This is a genomic window from Kitasatospora sp. NPDC093558 (genome assembly GCF_040683475.1).
Taxonomy (GTDB): Bacteria; Actinomycetota; Actinomycetes; order Streptomycetales; family Streptomycetaceae; genus Kitasatospora.
On record NZ_JBFBDY010000070.1, the window covers coordinates 1 to 22,440 of the forward strand.

The 22,440-nt window shown below is 73.6% G+C and carries 24 protein-coding genes; 7 read left to right on the forward strand and 17 right to left on the reverse strand.

Annotation, left to right across the window (positions count from 1 at the left end; genetic code table 11):
• The 5 genes from AB0O00_RS10460 to AB0O00_RS10480 form a co-directional block, all read right to left on the reverse strand.
• Positions 1-302 (reverse strand): metal ABC transporter permease (locus AB0O00_RS10460; RefSeq protein ID WP_363650179.1); only part of this gene is annotated, 302 nt, incomplete at its 3' end.
• Positions 299-1,168 carry a metal ABC transporter ATP-binding protein gene (locus AB0O00_RS10465; protein WP_363650181.1) on the reverse strand — a complete coding sequence of 290 codons (870 nt, stop codon included), beginning with the start codon at positions 1,166-1,168 and terminating at the stop codon, positions 299-301. The genes AB0O00_RS10465 and AB0O00_RS10460, both read right to left, overlap by 4 nt.
• Positions 1,165-2,124 carry a zinc ABC transporter substrate-binding protein gene (locus tag AB0O00_RS10470; RefSeq protein ID WP_363650183.1) on the reverse strand — a complete coding sequence of 320 codons (960 nt, stop codon included), beginning with the start codon at positions 2,122-2,124 and terminating at the stop codon, positions 1,165-1,167. Before AB0O00_RS10470 ends, AB0O00_RS10465 begins: the two co-directional genes overlap by 4 nt.
• Positions 2,125-2,315: 191 nt before the next feature.
• Complete coding sequence (locus tag AB0O00_RS10475) at positions 2,316-3,032, reverse strand: response regulator transcription factor (protein WP_363650185.1); 717 nt, start codon at positions 3,030-3,032, stop codon at positions 2,316-2,318.
• Positions 3,029-4,219 (reverse strand): sensor histidine kinase, encoded by a 1,191-nt coding sequence (locus AB0O00_RS10480; protein ID WP_363650187.1) that lies wholly within the window; start codon positions 4,217-4,219, stop codon positions 3,029-3,031. Before AB0O00_RS10480 ends, AB0O00_RS10475 begins: the two co-directional genes overlap by 4 nt.
• A 133-nt stretch (positions 4,220-4,352) precedes the next feature.
• On the opposite strand from AB0O00_RS10480, the gene AB0O00_RS10485 reads away from it, so the two are divergent.
• Together AB0O00_RS10485 and AB0O00_RS10490 are read left to right on the forward strand one after the other, a co-directional pair.
• Positions 4,353-5,264, forward strand: a complete 912-nt coding sequence (locus AB0O00_RS10485) for an ABC transporter ATP-binding protein (protein ID WP_363650189.1) — start codon at positions 4,353-4,355, stop codon at positions 5,262-5,264.
• The gene (locus tag AB0O00_RS10490; protein WP_363650191.1) at positions 5,261-6,091 is read left to right on the forward strand and encodes an ABC transporter permease; all 831 of its coding nucleotides are present in this window, start codon (positions 5,261-5,263) and stop codon (positions 6,089-6,091) included. Before AB0O00_RS10485 ends, AB0O00_RS10490 begins: the two co-directional genes overlap by 4 nt.
• A gap of 117 nt (positions 6,092-6,208) precedes the next feature.
• Here AB0O00_RS10490 and AB0O00_RS10495 read toward each other — a convergent pair whose 3' ends face one another.
• Entirely contained in the window at positions 6,209-7,675 is a 1,467-nt protein-coding gene (locus AB0O00_RS10495) for an MFS transporter (protein WP_363650193.1), read from the reverse strand.
• A 190-nt stretch (positions 7,676-7,865) separates the two neighbouring features.
• Here AB0O00_RS10495 and AB0O00_RS10500 point away from each other — a divergent pair, with 190 nt between their 5' ends.
• Positions 7,866-9,935 (forward strand): MDR family MFS transporter, encoded by a 2,070-nt coding sequence (locus AB0O00_RS10500; protein ID WP_363650195.1) that lies wholly within the window; start codon positions 7,866-7,868, stop codon positions 9,933-9,935.
• Positions 9,936-9,939: 4 nt separating this feature from the next.
• On the opposite strand, the gene AB0O00_RS10505 is transcribed toward AB0O00_RS10500, so the two are convergent.
• Both AB0O00_RS10505 and AB0O00_RS10510 read right to left on the reverse strand, forming a co-directional pair.
• Positions 9,940-10,431, reverse strand: a complete 492-nt coding sequence (locus tag AB0O00_RS10505) for a GNAT family N-acetyltransferase (RefSeq protein ID WP_363650197.1) — start codon at positions 10,429-10,431, stop codon at positions 9,940-9,942.
• Between the two features lie 42 nt (positions 10,432-10,473).
• On the reverse strand, positions 10,474-11,511 hold the full coding sequence (locus AB0O00_RS10510) for an aldo/keto reductase (RefSeq protein WP_363650199.1): 1,038 nt from the start codon (positions 11,509-11,511) through the stop codon (positions 10,474-10,476).
• Positions 11,512-11,611: 100 nt separating this feature from the next.
• Between AB0O00_RS10510 and AB0O00_RS10515 the strand changes: the two genes are divergently transcribed.
• Complete coding sequence (locus AB0O00_RS10515) at positions 11,612-12,226, forward strand: TetR/AcrR family transcriptional regulator (RefSeq protein WP_363650201.1); 615 nt, start codon at positions 11,612-11,614, stop codon at positions 12,224-12,226.
• Positions 12,227-12,281: 55 nt separating this feature from the next.
• Here the strand turns inward: AB0O00_RS10515 and AB0O00_RS10520 are convergent, their stop codons facing one another.
• Positions 12,282-12,890, reverse strand: coding sequence for an SUKH-4 family immunity protein (locus AB0O00_RS10520; RefSeq protein WP_363650203.1), 609 nt, complete (start codon positions 12,888-12,890; stop codon positions 12,282-12,284).
• A gap of 78 nt (positions 12,891-12,968) precedes the next feature.
• A complete protein-coding gene (locus AB0O00_RS10525; RefSeq protein WP_363650205.1) occupies positions 12,969-14,546 on the reverse strand; it encodes an NAD(P)/FAD-dependent oxidoreductase in 1,578 nt (525 codons plus the stop codon).
• An 89-nt stretch (positions 14,547-14,635) separates the two neighbouring features.
• Between AB0O00_RS10525 and AB0O00_RS10530 the strand changes: the two genes are divergently transcribed.
• A complete protein-coding gene (locus tag AB0O00_RS10530) occupies positions 14,636-15,331 on the forward strand; it encodes a C39 family peptidase (protein WP_363650206.1) in 696 nt (231 codons plus the stop codon).
• A 25-nt stretch (positions 15,332-15,356) separates the two neighbouring features.
• Here AB0O00_RS10530 and AB0O00_RS10535 read toward each other — a convergent pair whose 3' ends face one another.
• From AB0O00_RS10535 to AB0O00_RS10555, 5 genes are all read right to left on the reverse strand, one after another.
• Positions 15,357-15,491 carry a hypothetical protein gene (locus AB0O00_RS10535; RefSeq protein WP_363650208.1) on the reverse strand — a complete coding sequence of 45 codons (135 nt, stop codon included), beginning with the start codon at positions 15,489-15,491 and terminating at the stop codon, positions 15,357-15,359.
• Positions 15,492-15,831: 340 nt separating this feature from the next.
• Positions 15,832-16,317, reverse strand: a complete 486-nt coding sequence (locus tag AB0O00_RS10540) for a TerD family protein (RefSeq protein WP_363650210.1) — start codon at positions 16,315-16,317, stop codon at positions 15,832-15,834.
• 96 nt (positions 16,318-16,413) lie between these two features.
• Positions 16,414-17,598, reverse strand: a complete 1,185-nt coding sequence (locus tag AB0O00_RS10545) for a cytochrome P450 (RefSeq protein ID WP_363650211.1) — start codon at positions 17,596-17,598, stop codon at positions 16,414-16,416.
• Positions 17,599-17,703: 105 nt separating this feature from the next.
• Positions 17,704-18,237, reverse strand: coding sequence for an inorganic diphosphatase (locus AB0O00_RS10550; RefSeq protein WP_363650213.1), 534 nt, complete (start codon positions 18,235-18,237; stop codon positions 17,704-17,706).
• A 138-nt stretch (positions 18,238-18,375) separates the two neighbouring features.
• Positions 18,376-19,953, reverse strand: a complete 1,578-nt coding sequence (locus AB0O00_RS10555) for an IS200/IS605 family accessory protein TnpB-related protein (protein ID WP_363650215.1) — start codon at positions 19,951-19,953, stop codon at positions 18,376-18,378.
• 240 nt (positions 19,954-20,193) lie between these two features.
• Between AB0O00_RS10555 and AB0O00_RS10560 the strand changes: the two genes are divergently transcribed.
• Positions 20,194-20,529, forward strand: coding sequence for a PadR family transcriptional regulator (locus tag AB0O00_RS10560; protein ID WP_363650222.1), 336 nt, complete (start codon positions 20,194-20,196; stop codon positions 20,527-20,529).
• Between the two features lie 15 nt (positions 20,530-20,544).
• Positions 20,545-21,369 carry a hypothetical protein gene (locus AB0O00_RS10565; protein ID WP_363650217.1) on the forward strand — a complete coding sequence of 275 codons (825 nt, stop codon included), beginning with the start codon at positions 20,545-20,547 and terminating at the stop codon, positions 21,367-21,369.
• A gap of 3 nt (positions 21,370-21,372) precedes the next feature.
• On the opposite strand, the gene AB0O00_RS10570 is transcribed toward AB0O00_RS10565, so the two are convergent.
• A complete protein-coding gene (locus AB0O00_RS10570) occupies positions 21,373-21,777 on the reverse strand; it encodes a cupin domain-containing protein (protein ID WP_363650219.1) in 405 nt (134 codons plus the stop codon).
• A 79-nt stretch (positions 21,778-21,856) separates the two neighbouring features.
• On the reverse strand, positions 21,857-22,440 hold a 584-nt coding region (locus AB0O00_RS10575), incomplete at its 5' end, for a Mut7-C RNAse domain-containing protein (protein ID WP_363650221.1).

The following is a 22,440-nucleotide window of genomic DNA, read 5'->3' on the forward strand; positions in this document are numbered from 1 at the left end:
GGCCGTCCGCCGTCCCGGAGCAGGGCGATGACGAGCGCGCAGGCGAGGCAGGCGCCGAGGTAGCCGAGGGTGGTGGAGACGCCGAGCAGGGTGGCGAGGGCGGCGCCGGGGAAGGCGACCACGGAGAGGGTGTGGCCGGCGAAGGCCTGGCGGCGCAGCACCATGAACCAGCCGGCGACGGGGGCGACGACGGCGACGACGGTCGCGGCGCGGAAGGCGTTGACCATGAAGGCGTAGGACCACATGTCCCGGAGGTCGGCGGTGAGGTCCCAGCTGAAGACGGGCGCGTCGGCGGGCGTCATCGTCTGCGGTTCCCTTCGCCGTGGCCGGTGCCGTCCGGGACGCCGACGACGACGAGCCGGTCGCCGGCGGTGCGCAGCACTTCGACGGGCGAGCCGTAGAGGCCGCTGAGCGTGCGGGAGTTGATGACCTCGGCCGGGGTGCCGCTGACGGCGCGGCCGTCGGCGAGGTACACGACCCGGTCGAGGTGGTGCAGGATCGGGTTGACGTCGTGGGCGACCATGACGACGGCGACGGCCTCGGTGCGGCAGATCCGGCCGAGCAGGGCGGCGACGGCGGCCTGGTTGGGCAGGTCGAGGCTGTCGAGCGGTTCGTCGAGCAGCAGCAGGCGGGGCCGGGTGACCAACGCCTGGGCGAGCAGCAGACGTTGCTGTTCGCCGCCGGAGCACTGGCCGATCGGGCGGTGGGCGTACGCGCCGGCGCCGACCAGGTCGACGACCTCCTGGACGCGCTCGCGCTCGGCGCGGCGGCGGGCCCGGGCGAGGCCGGGCAGCGGGACGCCCCAGCGGTGGCCGTCGAGGCCGAGGCGCACGACGTCCAGGCCGCGGATCCGGATGGCGGGGTCGAAGCTGCGGCGCTGCGGGAGGTAGCCGATGGCGGTGGGCGGCGGGGCCTGGACCCGGCCGGCGGCGGGCGGGACGGCGCCGAGCAGGAGTTTGACCAGGGTGGACTTGCCGACCCCGTTGGGGCCGAGCACGGCGGTGAACTCGCCGGCCCGGACGGTGAGGTCGACGTCGGACCAGAGCGTCCGGCCGGCCACGCGCACGGCCGCGCCGCGCAGCGTGAGGACGGGTTCCGGTCCGGGGTCGGAGGCGTTCACGGGTGCGGCTGCGGTGTTCACGGCGGGGCCGGCCGGGATCGTGGTCACTTGCCGGTCGCCTGCTTCAGCGCGTCGGCGAGGCCCTGGAGCTGGGTGGTCTGCCAGTCCTGGAAGGGGGTTCCGGCGGGGGTGAGGGTCTCGGTGACGGTGGCGACCGGGATGCCCTTCGCCTTGGCCGCGTCGACCTGGGCCTTGATATCGGGGGTGGAGTTCTGGCTGTTGTAGAGGTAGACCTTGATCTGACCGGTCCTGATCTGCTCGTCGACGGTGGCCTTGTCCTGGGCGGTGGGGTCGGTGCCCTCGCTGATCGCGCCGAGGAACGTCGCCGGGGTGAGGAGCTTGAGGCCGAGGCTGTCGGCGAGCGGGGTGACGATCGACTCGGAGGCGCCGATCGGGGTGCCGGCGTAGCTCGCCCTGATCGCGGCGAGCTGCTTCTCGTACGGGGCGAGGGCGGTGCCGAGGTAGGCGGCCTTCCGCTGGTCGAAGTAGGCGGCGTCGGCGGGGTCGAGCTTCTTGAGGTCGTCGGTGATCCGGTCGACGACCTTGTGGACGCTGTCCGGGGAGTACCACTGGTGCGGGTTGCCGCCCTCCTTGACGCCGACCAGGTCGGCGACCTTGAGCGTGGTGCGGCCGGCGGCGGGGTTGGCGGCGAGCAGCTTGTCCGACCAGCCGTCGTAGCCCGCGCCGTTGGTGATGACGTACCCCGCGCCGGCGACCGTCCGGCCGTCGCCGGTGGTGGGTTCGTAGTCGTGCGGGTCGGTGTCCGGGTTGGCGATGATGCTGGCGACCTTGGCGTGGTCACCGCCCAGCTGCGCGGCTATCGAGCCCCAGAAGTTCTCGGCGGCGACGACCTGGACGACGCCTCCGCCGGTCTTGCCGGCGGTGGCGCCGGCGGCGGACGAGGCCTTGCCGGACGCGGTGGAACAGGCGCTGGTGGCGGCGAGCGCGGCGACGGCGGCGGCGAGGGCGACTCTGAGACTGCGGACGGGCATGGCGATGCGCATGGCTGTGGTGCTCCTTGGGAGAGGAGGACGTCCGGCGGTGAGGCCGGGCGCGGGGTACGGCCCACAGCGTAGATGAACATGGTTTTCATATCTAGATGGATCATGGTGCGATATGAAAATCATTGCCAAGCTTTGACCGGAACCTGGGCCTGGCTTCCTCGCCCTGACCGGCGGTCAAGCGCTGAGCCGCGCTAGACGGACACCAGGCCAACCTCGTAGGCGAGGATCACCAGCTGCACCCGGTCGCGGGCGTCGAGCTTGGCGAGCAGCCGGGTCATGTAGGTCTTGACGGTGGCGGTGCTGAGCACGAGTTCGGCGGCGATCTCGCCGTTGGACAGGCCCCGGCCGACGAGGGTGAGGATCTCGCGCTCTCGCCCGGTGATCGCGGCGAGGCGCGGGTGTTCCAGGGCCGGGGCCGGGGCCTGAGCCGGGGCCTGAGCCGGAGTCGGAGCCGACGGCGGGTTCTGCTCCGCGAAGGTGGAGATCAGGCGACGGGTGACGCTCGGCGCGATGAGCCCGTCCCCCGCCGCGACCACCCGCACGGCGGCGAGGATGTCGTCCAGGGCCATGTCCTTGACCAGGAACCCGGACGCCCCGGCGCGCAGCGCCGCGTACACGTGGTCGTCGTCGTCGAAGGTGGTGAGGACGACGACCCGGGTCGGCCCGCCGGCCGCGGTGACCAGGCGGGTGGCCTCGATGCCGTCCGTGCCGGGCATCCGGATGTCCATCACGACGACGTCCGGCCGCAGTTCGGCGGCCAGCCGGACGGCGTCGGCGCCGGTGCCGGCCTCGCCGACCACCTCGACGTCGTCCGTCTCCGCGATCACCATCTCCAGCGCGGCGCGCACCAACGGCTGGTCGTCGGCCAGCACCACGCGGATCACCGGCGGGTCGGCAGGCCCGCTCACCGGCCCGCCTCCGCCCGCAGGGGCAGCCGGGCCGCGACCCGGAACCCGCCGTCGGAGCGTGGCCCGGCGCTGAACTCGCCGCCCAGCAGCGCGACCCGCTCGCGCAGCCCGGCGAGGCCGAAGCCGCTGCCGGGGGCGGTGCCGTGGCCGCGGCCCCGGTCGGTGATCTCGACGGACACCTCGTCCTCCTTCGTGCGGTCGACCGAGACCCGGCACGCGCGCGCGTCCGCGTGGCGCACCACGTTGGTGACGGACTCCTGGATGATGCGGAACGCCGCCAGGTCCAACTCGGCCGGCAGCTGCGCCTGTTCACCGATCCGCCGGACCTCGACCGCGACGCCCGCGGCGGTGGTCACGGCGGCCAGCCGGTCGAGGTCGGCGAGGCCCTGCGGCACGGTGGCCGAGGCCTCCCCCTCGGCCTGGCGCAGCGCGACGAGCATCCGGCGCAGCCCGGCGAGCGTCTCGCGGCCCGCCGCCTCGATCGCGCCGAGCGCCTCCTTGGCCCGCTCCGGCCGGGTGTCGATGACCCGGCGCGCGGCGCCGGCCTGGAGGGCGACGATGCCGATGCTGTGGGCGACGGTGTCGTGCATCTCGCGGGCGATCCGCAGGCGTTCGTCGGTGACGGCCTGGGCGGCGGCCCGGGTGCTCAGCGCTTCGGCGTGCTCGCGGTTCTGCCGCACCGAGCGGCCGGCCAGCCAGGCGACGAGGGCGAGCAGCGCGGCGCCGTCGGCGGAGCCGATGTGGGTGCCGGTGAAGATGCCGACGGTGTTGCCGTGGACGAGGCCGATGTGCAGCACGAGGAACGTCATGACCAGGGCGAACGCGCGCCGGGAGGTGCGGCGCGGCGCGGTGGCGGTGATCAGGCAGAGGGCGGCGTCGACGGCGAGCAGCGAGGCCGGGGGCACCTGGACGTGGGCGGCCCAGCCGTCGGTCTCCGTCCAGGTGGCGATCAGCAGCAGCGCGACGGAGAGCACGGGCAGGCGGCGCACGAGGGCGGCGCCGGCGAAGGCGACCGCCGTGTCGAGCAGGGTGAACGCCAGGCCGCCGTGCGCAGCGGCGCCGCTGTGCTGCCGGGCGGCGCCGCCGAGCACGACGGCGGGGTAGGCGGCGGCCACGCACCAGGCGAGCCCGACCCAGGCCTCGGGCGGGAGGCGCCGCAGCAGCGGCGGAGTCGGCGTCGTGATCATGCGGTGATCGTATCGACGGACCGCCGACAGGACATCAAACCGTGGTTGTACGACCCGGGGTGACGGCCGGGGCCGCACGGTGTCAGCGCCGGTCCGATGCGGTGGCCGGGCCCGGCCCGGCACCGTGGTGCCCATGATCGAAGTCACCGAACTGACCAAGCGCTACGGCCGCCGGACGGCCGTGGACCGCCTCACCTTCACCGTGCGCCCCGGCCACGTCACCGGCTTCCTCGGCCCCAACGGCGCCGGCAAGTCCACCACGCTGCGGATGGTCCTCGGCCTCGACGAGCCCACCTCCGGCACCGCGACCGTCGACGGCCGCCCCTTCCGCAGCCTCGGGCGCGGCCTGCGGCACGTCGGCGCACTGCTCGACGCCTCCGACGTCCACGGCGGCCGCACCGGCCGGGCCCACCTGCGGGCGCTGGCGCGCAGCAACGCGATCCCGCACGGCCGGGTCGACGAGGTGCTCGCGGAGGTCGGACTGGCCGACGCCGCGCGCCGCCGGATCGGCGGGTACTCGCTCGGCATGCGCCAGCGGCTCGGCATCGCGGGAGCCCTGCTCGGCGACCCGCCGGTGCTGCTCTTCGACGAGCCGCTCAACGGCCTCGACCCGGAGGGCGTGCTGTGGGTGCGCGGCCTGTTCCGCCGGCTGGCGGCCGAGGGCCGGACGGTCTTCGTCTCCAGCCACCTGATGAGCGAGATGGAGCACACCGCGGACCGCCTGGTCGTGATCGGCCGGGGCCGGCTGATCGCCGACGAGGGCCTGACGGAGTTCTCCGCGCGGGCCGGCCGGTCGAGCGTGAGCGTCGCCGCGGCCGAACCGGCCCGCCTGGCCGGGGTGTTGACGGCCGCCGGCGCCGACGTCCGCCCGGCGCAGGAGGGCGCCCTCGCCGTCACCGGCCTGTCCGCCGCCCGGATCGGCGCACTCGCCCTGGAGCACCGCCTGGTGCTGCACGCCCTCACCACCCGCGGCGCCTCCCTGGAGGAGGCGTTCATGGAACTGACCGCCGACAGCGTCGAATACCTTGCCGGAGAGCCCCGTTGAGCACCCTCACCGTCACTGCCACCACCGCCCTGGCCCGCGCCCGCTTCCGCGACCTCCTCGCCGCCGAGTGGATCAAGTTCTGGTCACTGCGCTCGACCCCGTGGGTCCTGCTGCTCGGCGCCGCCGTGGTCGTCCTCGCCGCCGTCAAGAACGCCACCTACACCTACGACCACTTCGACCCGGACCCGACGGCGCACTACTACCAGGCCGCGCTCGACTCGGCGTTCAGCGCCGTCGGGGCCGACGTCGTCATGATGGTGGCGGGCGGGCTCGGCGCGTTCGTCATCGTCTGCGAGTACGCCAGCGGCCTCATCCGGGCGAGCCTCGCCGCCGTCCCCGACCGGCCGGCGCTGCTGCTCGCCAAGGCGGCGGTGCTGACGGGCGTGATGCTCGGCTGGGGCGCCGCCGTCTCGGGCACCTCCTTCGGCGTCGCGCAGGCGATCATCTCCGGCCGGGGCATCGCGCTGCCGATCACCGACCCGGGCGCCTTCCGCTTCGTCGCGGCAGCCGCGCTGTTCGCGCCGGTCTGCGCGCTGGTCGGCCTGTGCCTCGGGGTGCTGATCCGGCACACGGCGGCGAGCGTCGTGAGCACGATCCTGGTGCTGTTCTTCGTGCCGTCCTTCTTCACCGACACCTACCGCTGGTCCGCCGACGTCGCGCACGCCCTGCCGTTCACCGCCTGGCGCCGGCTGGCCCAGGTGGACCTGACGAACCAGCGGGTGTCGCCGTACCCGGCGACGGTCACGAGCGGCTGGATCACGTTCGCGGTGTGGTCCGTCGCGGCGGTGGTGATCGCGACGCTCACGATCCGGCGCCGGGACCACTGACGGCGCCGGAACCACCGACGACGCCGGGAGCACCGACGACGCCTGGAGCACCGACGACGCCGCAGGGCCCGCCACGGGGGTGCGGGCCCTGCGGCCGCGTCACCCGGAACCTCCGCGTCACCCGGAACTGCCGGCCACCAGGTCCAGCAGCGCCACCACCAGCGCCGCCAGCACCAGGCCCGCCGCGACCGTCGCCCCCAGCTCGAAGGCGAGCGCCCAGTCCGGGTTCCGTCCACGGGCGTGCGCGAAGAAGACCGAGCCGACGATCGCGATCCCCACCGCCGAGCCGACGCGCTGCGCGGTCTGCAGCACCCCGCCCGCGCTGCCCGCCCGTGCCAGCGGCACCCGGGAGAGCGTCAGCGTCTGGTTCGGCGAGATCACGAGCCCGCTGCCCGTCCCGGCCACCAGCAGCGGCAGCGCCGTCGCCCAGCCCGCCCACGTCCCCGGGCCCAGCGCCACCGCCAGGACCGACGCGCCGAGCCCGACGAGCACCAGCACCAGACCGCACACCACCAGCCGGCGCCCCAGCCGGGTCACCACCCGCCCGCCGAACGCCGCCCCGAACGCCGAGCCCACCGCGAACGGCGTGATCGACAGGCCCGCCGCCAGCGCCGAATAGTGCAGCCCCGTCTGGAGGTACAGCGTGAAGATGAAGAAGATCGCCGTGAACCCCGCGAAGTAGACCAGCGACAGTGCCACCCCCGCCGCGTACGCGCGCACCGCGAACAACGCCATGTTCACGAGCGGCTCCCGCCGCCGCGCGTAGTGCCGCTCCCACCCGACGAACGCCCCCAGCAGCAGCACCGCCACCGGCAGCAGCAGCCACCGCGCGGGGCCGTGCCACTGCTGCTCCTGGACGAACGGCAGCAGCAGCGCCACCGTCCCGGCGCCGAGCAGCACCACCCCGACCGGGTCGAAGTCCCGGTGCCCCGCCCGCTCCCCCGCCGGCGGGGGCGGCGGCAGCAGGCGGTGGGCGACCGGCAGTGCCGCGATCCCGATCGGCAGGTTGACCAGGAAGACCCACCGCCAGCCGTCCTGCGGCCCGAACAGGTGGATCAGCAGCCCGCCCAGCAGCGGGCCGACCGCCGTCGACACCCCGATCGTCGCCCCCAGCGCCCCGAACGCCCGCCCCCGCTCGGCGCCCTGGAACAGCGTCTGGATGAACCCCGACACCTGCGGCACCAGCACCCCGCCGGCCGCACCCTGGAACAGCCGGGCCAGCACGAGCCACGTCTGGTCCTGCGCCGCCCCCGCGAGCGCACTGGCCAGCGTGAACAGCGCGAGCCCGGTGAGGAACACCGCCCGCCGGCTGCGCGCGTCGCCGAGCCGCCCGGCCGGGACGAGCACCAGGCCGAAGGCCAGCGCGTACCCGCTCAGCACCCACTGCAGGCCGCTCTCCGACATGTGCAGCCCGGTGCGGACGGTCGGCAGGGCGACGTTCACGATGCTGACGTCCAGCAGCGTCATGAACCCGGCCACCAGGCACACCGCGAGCGCCCGCCAGCGCCGCTCCCCGGCCCGCCCGCCGGCGGCGGAGGCGCCGGACGGGGGCGGGGCGGTGCTGCGGGAGGGGTGGGTGGTCATCGGGAGCCTCTTCCGGACTCGTCGGAGCCCTGGACCGGGCCCGAGCCGCGTCCCGGCGCTTCGTCCGGTCTTCCGCTCCCCCCGGGCTCGGTCCCCCATCCTCGCCCCGCCCGGCCGCGGCGGCCACCCGGCTCACCCGGACGGCCGAACCGCCGCGCGGCGGGCCCGCAGCCGCGGCGAGGCTGGGCGCATGACCGTCGACACCGAGACCACGCCGTCCGCCCCGCCCGTGCTGGACGTCCGGCAGCGGAACGTCGTCTTCGCCACGATCGTGCTCGGCATGCTGCTGGCCGCCCTCGACCAGACGATCGTCGGCACCGCCCTGCCCACCATCGTCGCGGACCTGGGCGGCGCCGCCCACATGTCCTGGGTCGTCACCTCCTACCTGCTCGCCGAGACCGTCGCCACCGTGCTGGCCGGCAAGTTCGGCGACCTGTACGGGCGCAAGCTGCTCTTCCAGGTGTCCGCGATCGTCTTCATCACCGGCTCGTTCTTCTGCGGCCTGTCGACCAACATGACGCTGCTGATCGCCTGGCGCGCCCTCCAGGGCATCGGCGCGGGCGGGTTGATGGTCACCGCGATGGCGCTGATCGCCGACGTCATCCCGCTGCGCGAGCGCGGCAAGTACCAGGGCGCGATCGGCGCGGTGTTCGGCGTGGCGACGGTCATCGGCCCGCTGCTCGGCGGGCTGTTCACCGACCACCTGTCCTGGCGCTGGGCGTTCTACGTCAACGTGCCGATCGCCGTCCTCGTGGTCGTCGCGGCGGCCCGGACGATCCCCTCGGTGCGGGCCGCGGTGCGGCCGCTCATCGACTACCTCGGCATCGCGCTGGTCGCGGTCGGCGCCGGCGCCCTGATCCTGGCCACCAGTTGGGGCGGCAACGAGTACGCGTGGGGCTCGGCGACGATCGTCGGGCTGTTCGCGGGCGGCGCCGTCGCCCTCGGCCTGTTCTGCTGGGTCGAGACGCGCGCGGCCCAACCCATGCTGCCCATGCGGCTGTTCCGCAACCCGGTGTTCGCGGTCTGCTCGGTGCTCAGCTTCGTCGTCGGCTTCGCCATGCTCGGCGCGCTGACCTACCTGCCGACCTTCCTCCAGTACGTCGACGGCGACTCCGCCACCGTCTCCGGCGTGCGCACACTCCCGATGGTCTTCGGCCTGCTGATCGCCTCCATCGCCAGCGGCAACGTCGTCAGCAAGACCGGCCAGTACCGGCTGTTCCCCATCGCCGGCACGCTCGTGATGGCCCTCGGCCTCTACCTGCTCTCCCTGCTCAAACCCGGGACGGGCACCGCGCTCGCCTCCCTGTACATGTTCGTCCTCGGCGCCGGCATCGGGCTCAGCATGCAGGTGCTCACCATCGCCGTGCAGAACACCGTCGACTACGCGGACCTCGGCACGGCCACCTCCGGCGTCACGTTCTTCCGCACCATCGGCAGTTCCTTCGGCACCGCCGTGTTCGGCACCATCTACGCCAACAGCCTCAAGACCGAACTCGCCGACGGCATCGCCACCTCGGCCCGCCTCACCGGCGCGAGCCCGGCCGTACTCGGCAGGGCCGCCGAGAGCCCGCAGGGCCTGCACGCCCTGCCCGCCGACCAGGCCGCGCCGATCGTCCAGGCGTACTCGGACGCCCTGCACACCGTCTACCTGTGGACCATCCCGGTCGCGGTGATCGGCTTCGTCGTCGCGCTCTTCCTCAAACAGGTCAAGCTGCGCGACACCGCGCGGGCCGGCTCCACCGACCTCGGCGAGGGCTTCGCCCAGCCGACCACCAGCGACGCCGACCCGCACCTGGAGTACGCGGTCTGCAAGATCGTGCGCGGGGTCGACCTCGACGCCGTCCGCTCGATCGTCTCCACCGCCGACACCCGCGTCGACCTCGCCGGCGCCTGGGCCCTGATGGAGGTCGCCGGCCACACCAAGGCCGTCGGCCGGGCCTCCCTCGACCTCATCGCCGCCCGCAAGCGCATCCCGCCCGAGGTCCTGGAGCCGGTCTTCGACCGCATGACCGACGAGGGCTACCTCACCCGCGACGGCGACCACCTCACCCCCACCGAGGCCGGCCGCCGGCAGATCACCGCCCTCGCCCGCGCCTGGTCGGACTGGCTCAACGCCCGCCTCGACGCCGACGCCGGCCGCCCCCGCAGCCCCCAACTGCGCACCGCCGCCGACACCATCGCCTGGCGCCTCCTCGTCGAGGACCTCACCAACGGCCTCCCGGCGCACGCCCGCCCCAAGGCGACGGTATCCGCGGAGTAGTGCCCTACAGCGGCTTCGCCAGGACGAGTTCGCGGGAGACGCCGTCGTCGAGGAGGTCGCCGAGCTCGTCGGTGTCGGCGAAGGCGTGGCGGCGGTAGAGGGCGATCGCGGCGTCGTTGTGGGGCATGACGGCGAGCTTCAGGGTGGTGCGGCCCTGGGCGGCGGCCCACGTGGCGATCTCGGTGATGAGGAAGTCGCCGACGCCCTTGCCGCGGGCCTGCGGGCCGACCCACATCGAGATCAGCTCGGCGGCCGTCGGGTCCTCGTCGGCCGGGACGCCGCTGGCCATCGCGACGGGCTCACCGTCCAGCACGGCCACCAGGTCGAGCGCGCCGGGGATCTCCAGGCGCGAGCGCCAGCGGTCCTCGTGGTCGCCGGGGCCCTGCCAGTCGGCCAGGGTGGACCCGAAGGCGTACGGCGCCTCGGCGAGCGCGGCGAGGCGCAGCTCGCGGAAGACGGGCCAGTCGTCGGAGGAGAGAATTCGCAGTTCAAGCATGGTGCGGACCTTGCCGCACCGGGCGCCGGTAGGGCAAGCCGATTATCCGGCGAGCGGCGGGTTGAGCCGGGCGAAGGCCTCCTGGCGGCGGTAGGGGAAGTAGGGGTAGGGGGCCGTGCGGAGGCTGGCGGTGTCGAGGCGGGTGATCTGGTCGGGGGTCAGGGTCCAGCCGACGGCGCCGAGGTTCTGGCGGAGCTGGATCTCGTTGCGGGCGCCGATGATGACGGAGGAGACGGTCGGGCGGCGCAGGAGCCAGTTGATCGCGACCTGGGGGACGGTGCGGCCGGTCTCCTCGGCGATCTCGTCGAGGGCGTCGACGACGCGGTAGAGGTGTTCGTCGTCGACCGGCGGGCCGTAGTCGGCGGTGTCGTGGAGGCGGCTGCCGGCCGGGAGGGGCGTGCCGCGGCGGATCCTGCCGGTCAGGCGGCCCCAGCCGAGCGGGCTCCAGACGAGCGCGCCGACGCCCTGGTCGGCGGCCAGCGGCATCAGCTCCCACTCGTAGTCGCGGCCGACGAGCGAGTAGTAGACCTGGTGGGCGGCGTAGCGGGGGCGGCCGTGGCGGTCGGCGGCGGCGAGGGACTTCATGAGCTGCCAGCCGGAGAAGTTGGAGACGCCGGTGTAGCGGACCTTGCCGGCGCGGACGAGGTCGTCGAGGGTGGCCAGGACTTCTTCGACGGGGGTCGCGGCGTCGAAGGCGTGCAGCTGGAAGAGGTCGAGGTAGTCGGTGCCGAGGCGGCGCAGGGCGTCGTCGACGGCCTTGACGAGGCGGGCGCGGGAGGTGCCGGCGTCGTTGGGGCCTTCGCCGGTGGGCAGGCCGGCCTTGGTGGAGATGAGGACTTGGTCGCGGCGGCCGTGGACGGCCTTGCCGAGCACCTCCTCGGAGGCGCCGTCGGAGTAGACGTCGGCGGTGTCGAACATGGTCACGCCGGCGTCGATGGCGATGTCGAGGAGGCGGCGGGCCTCCTGGTCGTCGGTGGTGCCCCAGGCGCCGAAGAGCGGGCCGCGCCCGCCGAAGGTGCCGGTGCCGAGGCTGAGCGCGGGGACCTTGAGGCCGGACGCGCCGAGCTGACGGTATTCCATGGTGGTTGCTCCCCTGGAGGCGGTTAACGGGACTTCCGTTCCGTTAGAATGGCTCGACCGTAGCAGAGTCCGGCAAGCTAATGGAACAGGAATCCCGTTAATGGTCGACGAGAGCCAGCCCACCCCCGGGACCGTCCGCCCCGGCGGCCGCACCGCGCGCGTGCGCGCCGCCGTCCTGCGCGCCGCCGAGGACGCGCTCGTCGAGCACGGTTTCGCCGGGCTCGACCTCGGTGACATCGCCCAGCGCGCCGAGGTCGGCCGCACCACCGTCTACCGCCGCTGGGGCGGCACCACCGCGCTGGTCGCCGACCTGCTCGCGGACATGGCGGAGCAGTCGCTCCCGCGCACCCGCAGCGGCTCGCTGACGGAGGACCTGCGCGCCAACGCCCGGCTGGTCCAGCGCACCCTCGCCGACCCGCGCCAGGGCGCGCTGTTCCGGGCCGTGATCGTCGCGGCGAGCTGCGACGCCGGCGCGGCGGAGGCGCTGCGGCGGTTCTACGCGGTACGGGTCGCCGAGTGGGCGCCGTGCGTCGCCGAGGCCGTCGAGCGCGGCGAACTGCCCGTCGGCACCGACCCGGCGGAGGTCGTGCGGGCCGTCTCGGCGCCGCTCTACTACCGGATGTTCACGACGGCCGACCCGCTGGACGAGGCCGCCGCCGACCGCGCCGCCGCAGCCGCCGAGGCGGCGGCCCGGGCGGGGGCGTTCCGCAGCTGAAACGCGAACGGCCGCACAACGCACGGGCGTTGGGCGGCCGTCGGTGCGGGACGGATCAGTCGAGGTCCAGGTAGCCCTCGCGCAGCTCGTCCACCACGCCCTGCCAGAAGTCGTGTTGCTCCAGGTCCAGGCCCAACTGGTCGAGCAGCGTGGTGAATTCGTCGAGCGCCGTCGCGTCGCCGTCGTCGAAGCGCTCCTCCAGCCCGGCCAGCAGGACGAACGCGGCGAACGCCTGCGGCACCGACTCCGCCACCGTCCCCACGTGGCCGGCGGCGTGGTCCCAGCCGTTCGGGTCGTACGCCTCGACCACGCCGGTGACGCCGTCCGCCATCAGGTGCAGGTCGTTGACGAGCCCGACGCAGTACGCGTAGCCGTCCGGCGGGGTGTCGTCGTCCGGGTAGCGGCGGCCGTAGATCTCGTCCGGGTCGGCCTCCCACAGACCGCGCTCGGGGAGGTCCCTGCCGTCGAAGCCGGTGAAGCCGTTGCGCGCGGCCGGGATGCCGACCTCCGTCAGGAACGCCCGGGTCGCGTCGTGCTCCAGCCCCTCGGGCAGCGACTCCGGGCGTGGGCGCCACAGCGTGCCCGGGCCGAAGCAGGACTCCAGCCACGCGGCGGTGGGGTCCTTCGCGACGGCGGGCAACACGACGTCAGGAGTGGTGGTCATGGGTGGTTCTCCCCCGGTCAGAACGACGCAAAAGCGGTGCAACGGGCCCATCCAAGCGCATCGCACCGACAGCCGGGGTCACCGGGTCGTCTCCTCCAGGACGGCCATCGCCGCGTTGTGCCCGGGGATGCCGCTGACTCCCCCGCCGCGCACCGCGCCCGCGCCGCACAGCAGCACGTTCGGGCGGGCCGTCGCCACGCCCCAGCGCCCGGCGGCACCGGCCGCCTCCTCGTCCGCGTACGGGAAGGACAGATCGCGGTGGAAGATGTGACCGCCCGGCAGGCCGAGCTCGCGCTCCAGGTCCGGCGGCGTCTTCGCCTCCACGCAGGGCCGACCGTCCGCGTCCGTCGCCAGGCAGTCCGCGATGGGCTCGGCGAGCACCTCGTCCAGCTGCGCCAGACTCGCGGCCAGTGCGCGTTCCTTGGCCCCGGGATCGGTGAACAGCCGTGCGGGCATGTGGAGTCCGAAGAGCGTCAGCGTGTGGAGGCCCTGCCGGGTCGCGTCCGGGCCGAGGATCGACCTGTCGGTGAGCGTGTGGCAGTAAATCTCGGACGGCGGCGCCGAGGGCAGCCGGCCCGAGGCCGCCTCGCCGTACGCCGTCTCCAACTGCCGGTAGCCCTCGGCGATGTGGAACGTCCCGGCGAAGGCGTCGCGCGGGTCGACGGCGGAGTCCCGGAGGGCGGGCAGGCGGCGCAGCACCATGTTGACCTTCAGCTGCGCGCCCTCGGGAGGAACCGGGGGCTCGTCGCCGAGCAGACGGGCCAGCGTCGCCGGAGCCGCGTTGACCAGCACCTTGCGGCCCACCACGACGGCCTCGCCGCCGTCATGACGGTACGTCACTTCGGCGTCGCCGCGACCGTCCGTCGCGATCGCGGTGACCTCGCAGCCCGTGCGCAGCTCGGCGCCCGCCGCCAGCGCCGCTTCGGCGAGCGCGCCGGTCACCGCGCCCATCCCGCCGACCGGGACGTCCCAGTCGCCCGTGCCGTTGCCGATGACGTGGTAGAGGAAGCAGCGGTTCTGGCGCAGCGAGGGGTCGTGCGCGTGGGTGAACGTGCCGATGAGCGCGTCCGTCAGCACGACGCCGCGCACGAGGTCGTCGGCGAAGGTCCGCTCGACCGCCTCGCCCAGCGGGCGCTCGAAGAGCGCCTCCCAGGAGGCGTCGTCCCCGATCCGGCGGCGCAGCTCGGCGCGCGAGGGCAGCGGCTCGGTGAGGGTGGGGAAGACGCGTTCGGCGATCCGCGCGGTCGTGCCGTAGAAGCGGCGCCAGGCCTCCCACTCGCGCTCGCCGCCGGTCAGCGTCCGGAAGGACTCGCGCGTCCGGTCGGGGTCGGCCGCGTCGACGAGCAGCCCGGTCGGCTTCCCGTCCCGCATGACGGGAGTGTACGAGGAGATCCGGCGGCGCCGCAGCTCCAGCCGCAGGTCGAGCTCCCGCACGATCGCGTGCGGGAGCAGGCTCACCAGGTACGAGTAGCGCGACAGGCGTGCGTCGATCCCCGGGAACGCCTCGGCCGACACCGCCGCCCCGCCCACCCGCGGCAGCCGTTCGAGCAGCAGCACGCGCCGCCCGGCCCGCGCGAGGTACGCCGCCGCCACCAGTCCGTTGTGCCCGCCGCCGACGATCACGGCGTCATACCGCGAGGACGCGTTCGTCTCCATCACGCCACGGTACGACCGAACGGACGCCGCGTCACCGGTTCGGGGCGCACCGGCTGCGCTCCGTAGCCGGCCTTCGTAGCGTCATGGCCATGACGATCACCATGACGATCATTGCGAAAGCGCGCGTGGCCTGCGTCGCCGCCCTCGTCGGCGCGAGCCTGGCGGCCGGCACCGGGACGGCGACGGCCGGCGGGGGCATCGAGGCCGCGTCGGTGCCGTACTACCACCAGCAGCTCAACAACGACTGCGAGGCGGCGGCCCTGCGCATGGTCCTGGCCTCGCGCGGCGTGCACGTCGGCGACCAGGACGTCCTGGACCACATCGGCGTCGACTGGGACCACCCCGAGTTCGGGCACTCCGGCGACCGCTCCGGGGACCCGTACGAGGCCTTCGTCGGCGACCCGGACGGTTCGGAGGTGGACGGCACCGGCTTCGGCGTGTACTCCCCGCCGGTGGCGAAGGCCGCCCGCGCCTACGGGCTCTCCGTGACCCACACCGGCTCGGGCATCTCGGTCGGGACCCTGAAGGACAGCCTGGCCGCCGGCCACCCGGCGATCGTGTGGGTGGACTATCTGTGGCGCCGGCTCAAGTCGACCACCTACACCGCGTACGACGGCCGCAAGGTCCTGTATGCGGGACCGGCCGAACACGCCGTCGTCATCACGGGGTTCGGCGACGGCACGGTGTCGGTCAACGACCCCGCGCGCGGCCGGACGACGGTGTCGGAGAGCGACTTCGAGAACGGCTACGCGACGTACGGGCGGATGGCGGTCGTCGTCGACTGACGACCGCCATCACGCACGGGACGGCCTAGAAGAAGCTGTCGTCGTCGCCCTCGTAGTAGTTGTTGACGACGACCTGGGGCTCGTCGTCGCTCAGCGCCTCGTTGAGCAGCGCGCCGCCGACGCCGTGCGAGAGTCGGATATTGCTTGTGCGGAAGTGCACAGGAGCGCGTTAGCTCGATCGAGTGACGTCCAGTCGGGTGCGGGTGAGGTGGCAACTTGGCCACGTAGTCTTGCGGCGCGATCTGGGACATCGGGCTCGGTGTCGGCGTGCGAGGCCCCTGCTCCACCAGAGGATGGTTCAGGGCCTCCCCGTCGCCTCCGGCCGTGCCCGTGGGGCCAGGTCGTGAGGGAACCGGCCTCCCGGGACGGACCACGCACAGGATGCGTGTCGCCCAGCGGGGTTGAGTACGCCGGGGACCAGTGCGCCCAAGACCGTTCGGGGCGTGCGGCTCATCGGGAGTCACTCCTGATCAGTCCAAAGGAACGGTCGAAGAAGCACGTCACTGGGGAACTCCCGGTGGCTGGCTCGCAGGAACGGCGGACACCGCCGAAACGGAGGCCGGAGGCGCCGGGCAAGAGCCGGCGCCGTCGGCATCGGTGAGGCGGATGTACGCGCCGCGGACCTGGGCGAAGGTCTGGCGGCGCTGCGCCGCGTCGTAGATGGCGACGGCGAAGACGATCCGCTCGACGTCGGCGGGCACGTCGGTGAGATTGACGTCGATCCGCTCGCGGTCGCCGCCCGCCGTGCCCGTCCCGCCCAGGTCACTGCCGTGGTGGCGGACCGAACCGTCCGGGCTGCGCAGGTTGTTGAAGAAGACGAAGTGCCCGTCCGAGACGACCTTCCCGGAGCGCCCGCACAGCAGCGCGCTGGCGTCCAGGTCGTATCCGGGGCCCGCCGTCCAGCCGAGGCCCACCCGCACGGCCGCCAGTCCGGGGGCCTGCTTGCCCAGCGAGACGTTGCCGCCCTTCGTCAGGGCCACACCCATGGCGCTTCCTCTCCTCCACACCCCTGCGTTTTCCGCTGTCCGACCTCGACAACGCTGTAGAGCCGGTGCCGGTTCCCGCGCCGCGAGGACGGCCGGTCAGTACCGGACGGGCAGCTCCAGCAGGCCCCGGGCGCGCAGCGCGGGCCGGTGGCGGAGCTGCTCGACGGGCACGTCGAGGGCGAGATCGGGGAAGCGGCGCAGCAGCGCGCCGAGGGCGACCTCGGTCTCCAGCCGGGCGAGCGGTGCGCCGAGGCAGTAGTGGATGCCGTGGCCGAGGGAGAGGTGGCCGCTCTCGCGGCGGCGCAGGTCGAGCCGGTCCGGGTCGGCGAACTGGTCGGGGTCCCGGTTGGCGGAGGCGATCGCGAGCAGGACGGTCTCGCCGGCCGGGACGGTGACGCCGCCGATGGTGACGTCCTCGCGCGGGAAGCGCCGGATGGACACCGGGGCCGGGCCGTCGAAGCGGGCGAACTCGTCGAACGCGCCCTCGACCAGAGCCGGTTCGGCGCGCAGGGCGGCGAGCTGCTCGGGGTGGGTGAGCAGGCCGAGGACGGCGTTGGCGATGAGGTGGACGGTGTTCTCGTAGCCGGCGAAGAGGATCAGGAAGGCGAGCGAGGTGAGTTCGTCCTCGTCGAGCCGGTCCTCGGCGTCGCGGACGGCGATCAGGTCGGAGAGGAGGTCGTCGCCGGGTGCGGTGCGCTTGCGCTCGATGAGGCCGGTGAAGAAGGCGAGCATCGCGCCGACGGCGGCCTTGGCGTCCTGCGGGCGCTCGGGGTCGGGGGTGATGAGGGTGTCGGTCCAGGCGCGGAAGTCGTGCCGGTCGTCCTCGGGGACGCCGAGCAGGTCGCAGATGACGGTGATGGGCAGCGGCGCGGCGTAGGCGGCGAGCAGGTCGGCGCGGCCGAGCGGGGCCATCGCGTCGAGCAGCTGCTCGGCGACCCGCTCGACCGGGCCGCGCAGGGCGGCCGTCCGGCCCGGGGTGAACGCCTTGGTGACCAGCCGGCGGATGCGGGTGTGGTCGGGCGGGTCCATGTTGAGCAGGTTGGCGTCGAGGGCCGGCGGCAGTCTGAAGCCGTGGTAATTGCCCGGCGCCGCATGGGCCTTGTCGAGGGACAGGCGCGGATCGGCGAGGGCCTGGCGGACGTCCGCGTAGCGGGTCACCAGCCACACGGGCAGTCCGTCAGGTCCGACGACCCGGTGGACGGGGGCGGATGCGCGCAGGGCGGCGTAGCCCGCGTAGGGGTCGCCGATCAGGGACTTCACGGTCGGGTCGGATGACGTCACATGATCACCCTACGGGCAGCGGGCGACCGGTTCTCCCGGCCCCCCGGGCCGGTCTCCACAGCCCCTGGCCGCTCAGGCCGGGTCGGCGAAGCGCGTCCCCGCCGCTCAGGCCGGGCCGGCGAAGCGCGTCCCCGCCGCCCGGGCCCGCGAGCCGGCGATCTCACGGTAGGCGTCCGCGCGGCCCGCCCAGTGCGAGCCCTCGACCGACTTGCCGCGCTCCAGGTCCTTGTAGACCTGGAAGAAGTGGGTGATCTCCAGCAGGTCGAAGCGCGGCAGGTCGCCGATGTCTCGCAGGCCCGCGTAGCGCGGGTCGAGGGCCGGCACGCACAGCACCTTCTGGTCCGGCCCGCGCTCGTCGCGCATGACCCACATGCCGACGGCCCGGCAGGTCTGGACGCAGCCTGGCACGGCCGGCTCGCCGCCGAGCACGAGGGCGTCCAGCGGTTCGCCGTCGCCGCCGAGGGTGCCCTCGACGTAGCCATAGTCGGCGGGGTAGCGGGTGGCGGTGAAGAGGGTCCGGTCGAGGCGGATGCGGCCCGCCGCGAAGTCCATCACGTACTTGTTCCTCGACCCCTGCGGGATCTCGATCACGACCTCGAAGAACGCCGTCCCGTTCCCGTTCTCCACCTGCGCCTCCACTGCGGCCTCCTCGCCGGTCCTGTGGCGATTGTCCGCCGCGCGGCCCCACCCCGCCCACCGTTCGCGACGCGTGTTGGGGCGGCCGGTGCGCGCGGTACCGTCACCGCATGCCCGAAACCCGGTTGACCACCGTTCCAATTAAGTGAGCAGGAGTGGGTCTTGGACCCAGGTCTGATCACTGCGTGCATCCCGAACGGTGGTGGATGCCCGGCTGGTCGCCCGCGTTCTCGTGGTCCCCGCCCGGGCGCGCAGCTCTCGGCTACGGTCCGTGGCGGGGTGGCGGGTTTCCTCGCGCTCCCGGATGCCCGATGGGGCCTGGACGGTCCGATGCCCGCGACGATCACTCCGGTCGTCGTAGGGCGGTGCTGTCCGTCGCCGGATCGGGTGTCCGAGGGCGCGTCGCCCGATCGCGATGCTCGCGGCATCGTGTCGGGTGGTCCTGCGTCGTGGGGTGGCGAGCGGTTTCTGCCAGTGCTGTGCGCCCCACCGGGAGGTGTAGGCGGGGTCGACCGCGACGATGACCATGTCCAGCTCGGCGGCCATGGAGACGAGGCGGGCGCGGAGTCTGCCGGTAGGGATGCCGGAGACGAGCCGGCGGAACCGCTTCTTGCGGCCGTGTTTCTCGCGGGTGGTCTCGGCGGTGAAGTCCAGGTTCTCCAGGCCGATCGCCCTTACACCGCAGCGCTTCGCCCAGTGAAGCATGCGGGTGATGGCGTGGCGGATCTGCGCGTCGCGGTGGGCGGCGGTACCCGTCAGGTCGTAGGGGAACCGCTGGGGGTCACCGACCGGGTTGCCGTGGACATCCAACTGCCAGCACGCGAAGTGGTCGGCGTTGGTATCGACGCCGACCATCCCGGCCGCCCGTGCCGCCTCCAGCGGCATGGTCTTCACGACGGGGCGGGTCCAGGAGGCGTCCAGGTACCAGCGGCCCCGGGACACGTCCAGGTGGATGCGGTACGCCACCGCCCGGTTGGCCTCGACGCGGTCGGCCCACTCGGCGCCCCGGTGCGGGAAGGTCACCTTCGCGGCAAAGACATACCGGCCGTGCTTCGCGTTCGCCAGATCGGCGAGCGGGACCGGCAGTTTGACCGACACCTCACCGTCCGGGGTAACACGGATCGTCTCGTTGCCGAACCGCTTGCCGGACTCGCCGTCCGCGGACAGGTACCAGCGGGCGGTTTCCCACTTCTCCCGCCACTGGGCTTCGGTCAGGTCCGCGGCGTCGAGGTTGTGCCGGGTGTTCAGCAGCTTCCGGCCGCCGCGCACCACGTGCACGGTGCCGTTGTCGCGGTCGGCGGCGACAGCGGCGCGTCGCTCCTCGAGAACGTGCAGACGCCGGGTCTTGACGAACCACTCGTGCTTGGAGCGGTACCCGCCGGGCGCGCGCTTGGTGCCCTTCTCTCCGATCGGCAGGGACAGCCGGTGCGCGATCGTCCTGATGCCGGCATCCAGGGAGTCCAGGTGCGCGGCCTGTCCGCGACGCGAGAGTGCCCACTGGTCGTGCGTGGCCTTGGTGACGCTCCCGGCCCAGCGCGACGACGACTCCGCGGTCAGGTCACGTTTGCGCGCGGCCCACGTCTCGCTGCCGTGGTCCAGGCCGTCCGCGCAGCGCGCCTTCAGGTCCTTCGACGCCAGCGCCCCCATATGCCCGCCGACCAGCCGCAGCACCTTCTCGTCCTCGGGCGTGAGGCCCTTGAGACGGTCACGGACCGACACACCCGACGGTCCAAGAGAAACGAACGGCGCGTCGATCCGCCGGAGAGTCTCCCTCGGCCCAGTCACGCCATCCCCCTCCCGTCAGTGCCACCACCCTGGCACACGCCACTGACAGTCGACTCATCGATCCAACAAACCGTGATCGAAAACAAACTCATGGACACCCATGTGCACTAAAACGACCTCAACCCCCAGCAGTTCACAACCCCCTCGTTCCTCGTCCGCGGCGTCATCGACAAGCTGGGCGAGGCCAGCCCGTACGACGTCAAGGTGGAGGCGGCCCGGATGGTCGCGCCGTTCTGGTCGGTGCCGCACGCGCAGGTGTACGCGCAGTGCGACCGCCTGCTGCGGGGCCGGCTGCTCTCCGAGGTGCGCCAGGAGGGCGGGCGCAACCGGCGACTGATGCGGCTCACCGACGAGGGGAAGGCCGCGCTGGCCGAGTGGCTCGCCGGGCGCGCCGGGGACGTCACGTGGTCCTCCGGGGCGGCCCTCCCGCTCGTCGTCCTGCTCGTGGGCCTGCTCTCCACCGGCGCCATCGGCCACTGGCTGTGGACCCGTCGGCCCCTGCCGGCCTGATCTAGGATCACCGCCATGGGGAACTGGCTCGTCACCGTGATCGACCGGCAGCGCAAGCGCGGCATGGACCCGGTGTTCCCCATCCCCAAGCAGCCGTTCGCCGCACGCGACGGCCTGGTCATCGGCGGCCGTACCGGCGAGATCACCTGCACCGACGGCGACGGGCGCGTCCGGTGGAGCCACCCCGTCCCCGGGACGCCCAACGCGGCACACATCTCCTCCGGACGCGTCCTCGTCACCACCAGCTCGATCAACTACCACGCGTGGGGCCACCTCGGCCCCGCGTACCTCCTCGACCTCGCGGACGGCACCCTGGTCGCCGAACTCCGCGGCGAGCGCGGCGCGGCACTCGGCGGCGGCCGGTTCGTGCTCGGGCTGGAGGGCTACGACTACTTCCACACCTGGCAGTTCGACCGCGACGGCCAGTGCACCGACACCTGGCGCAGCTACGGCCACTACGTCGTCGGCACCGGCCTGCGCGTCGTCGAGGCCGACCGCATGACCCCCACCGAGAGCCGCGTCGTGCGGCTCCTGCCCGGCGGCGTGATCGAGCGCAGCTCCCTGCTGCTCACCGGGTCCCAGCCGTGCGCGCCGGTCGTGCTGCACGACGGCACGATCCTGGTCCTCGACGCGGGCGTGCTGCGCGCCTTCGGCCGCGATCTCGGCGACGCGACGCTCGCCGAACTCGTCACCGTGCCCGACGGCGAGGCGAGCCGGTTCACCTCCACCCTGGAGCGGACGGCCGCCGACCGCCTCACGGCCGTCATCCGGGAGCGCGACCCCGAGCGGGGCAAGTACGTCACCCACACCTGGACGCTCGCCCTCCACGCGCCGCAGTGACGTTCAGGCCGTCGCGTCCCACCGGCCCTTCTCCGGGCGGGCTTCGGAGTCCGTCCCGGGCCACGGCGGCATCGTGACGGCCACGATGCGCAGCGGTCCTTCGGCGTCCTCGTCCGCGCGGAACTGGAACGCGGTGCCCAGCGGTATCGAGGCGGCCGTCCCCGGGGCGAGCGCGACCGTCTCCTCCCGGTCGTCCTGCCGGCGCCACAGTTCGCCGCGGCCCTCGGTGACGAACCACAGCTCCTGCACGGTGGCGTGCGACACCGCGCGCGTCACGTCCCCGGGTGCGAGCTCGAACACCGCGAAACTCCCCTGCCCGGTCAGGTCGAGCAGCGGGAAGACCGCCGCCCCGTCCGGCGCCACCACGGCGGGCGCCCCGTCCACCCTTGCCGTCTCAAACGGCTGCACGTTCGATGAGGTCACCCGCCGATGAGATCACGCGCCGCGCAGCGCCCGCCAGGGGGCCCGTCCCCGGCCGGCGGTGCGCTCAGTCACCCGCCGTGACGGCCGTCCCGCCGAACTCGCGCACCGCGTCCGCCACGATCGCGTCCAGCCGCGCGTGGTGCGCGCCGCGCCAGTACGCCTGGCCGCAGTCCGCGCACTGCGCGAACGCGTCGTACGACCGCTCGGTGCCGTCGTGCAGCTGCTCGCGCACCGTCGTCTTCTCCACCGTGTGCAGCGTCCCGTTGCACGTCGTGCAGCGGCTCCAGGGCACCAGCGGCGGGGCGAAGCGGGAGAGGACGTCGCGCAGCTGCTCGGCCGGGCGGTGGCTGTAGACGTAGGCGCCGGCCCAGAGTTCGCGGCGGCGCAGCAGGCCGCGGTCGCGCGAGAGCATGACGCGCCGCTCGGCGGCGGAGCGGGCGGCGAGGGCGGCGTCGCCGATGTCCGGGTTCTCGTAGGCGGCGTCGACGCCGAGCAGGCGCAGGCGGCGGGCGAGGGTGCCGAGGTGGACGTCGAGCAGGAAGCGCAGCGGGCCCGGGGCGGGCTGCGGGCGGGCGACGCCGCGCACCTCGACGTGCTCGGCGTCGGCCGGGACGTGCGAGTCGCGCACCGGGCGGCCGTCGACGAGCA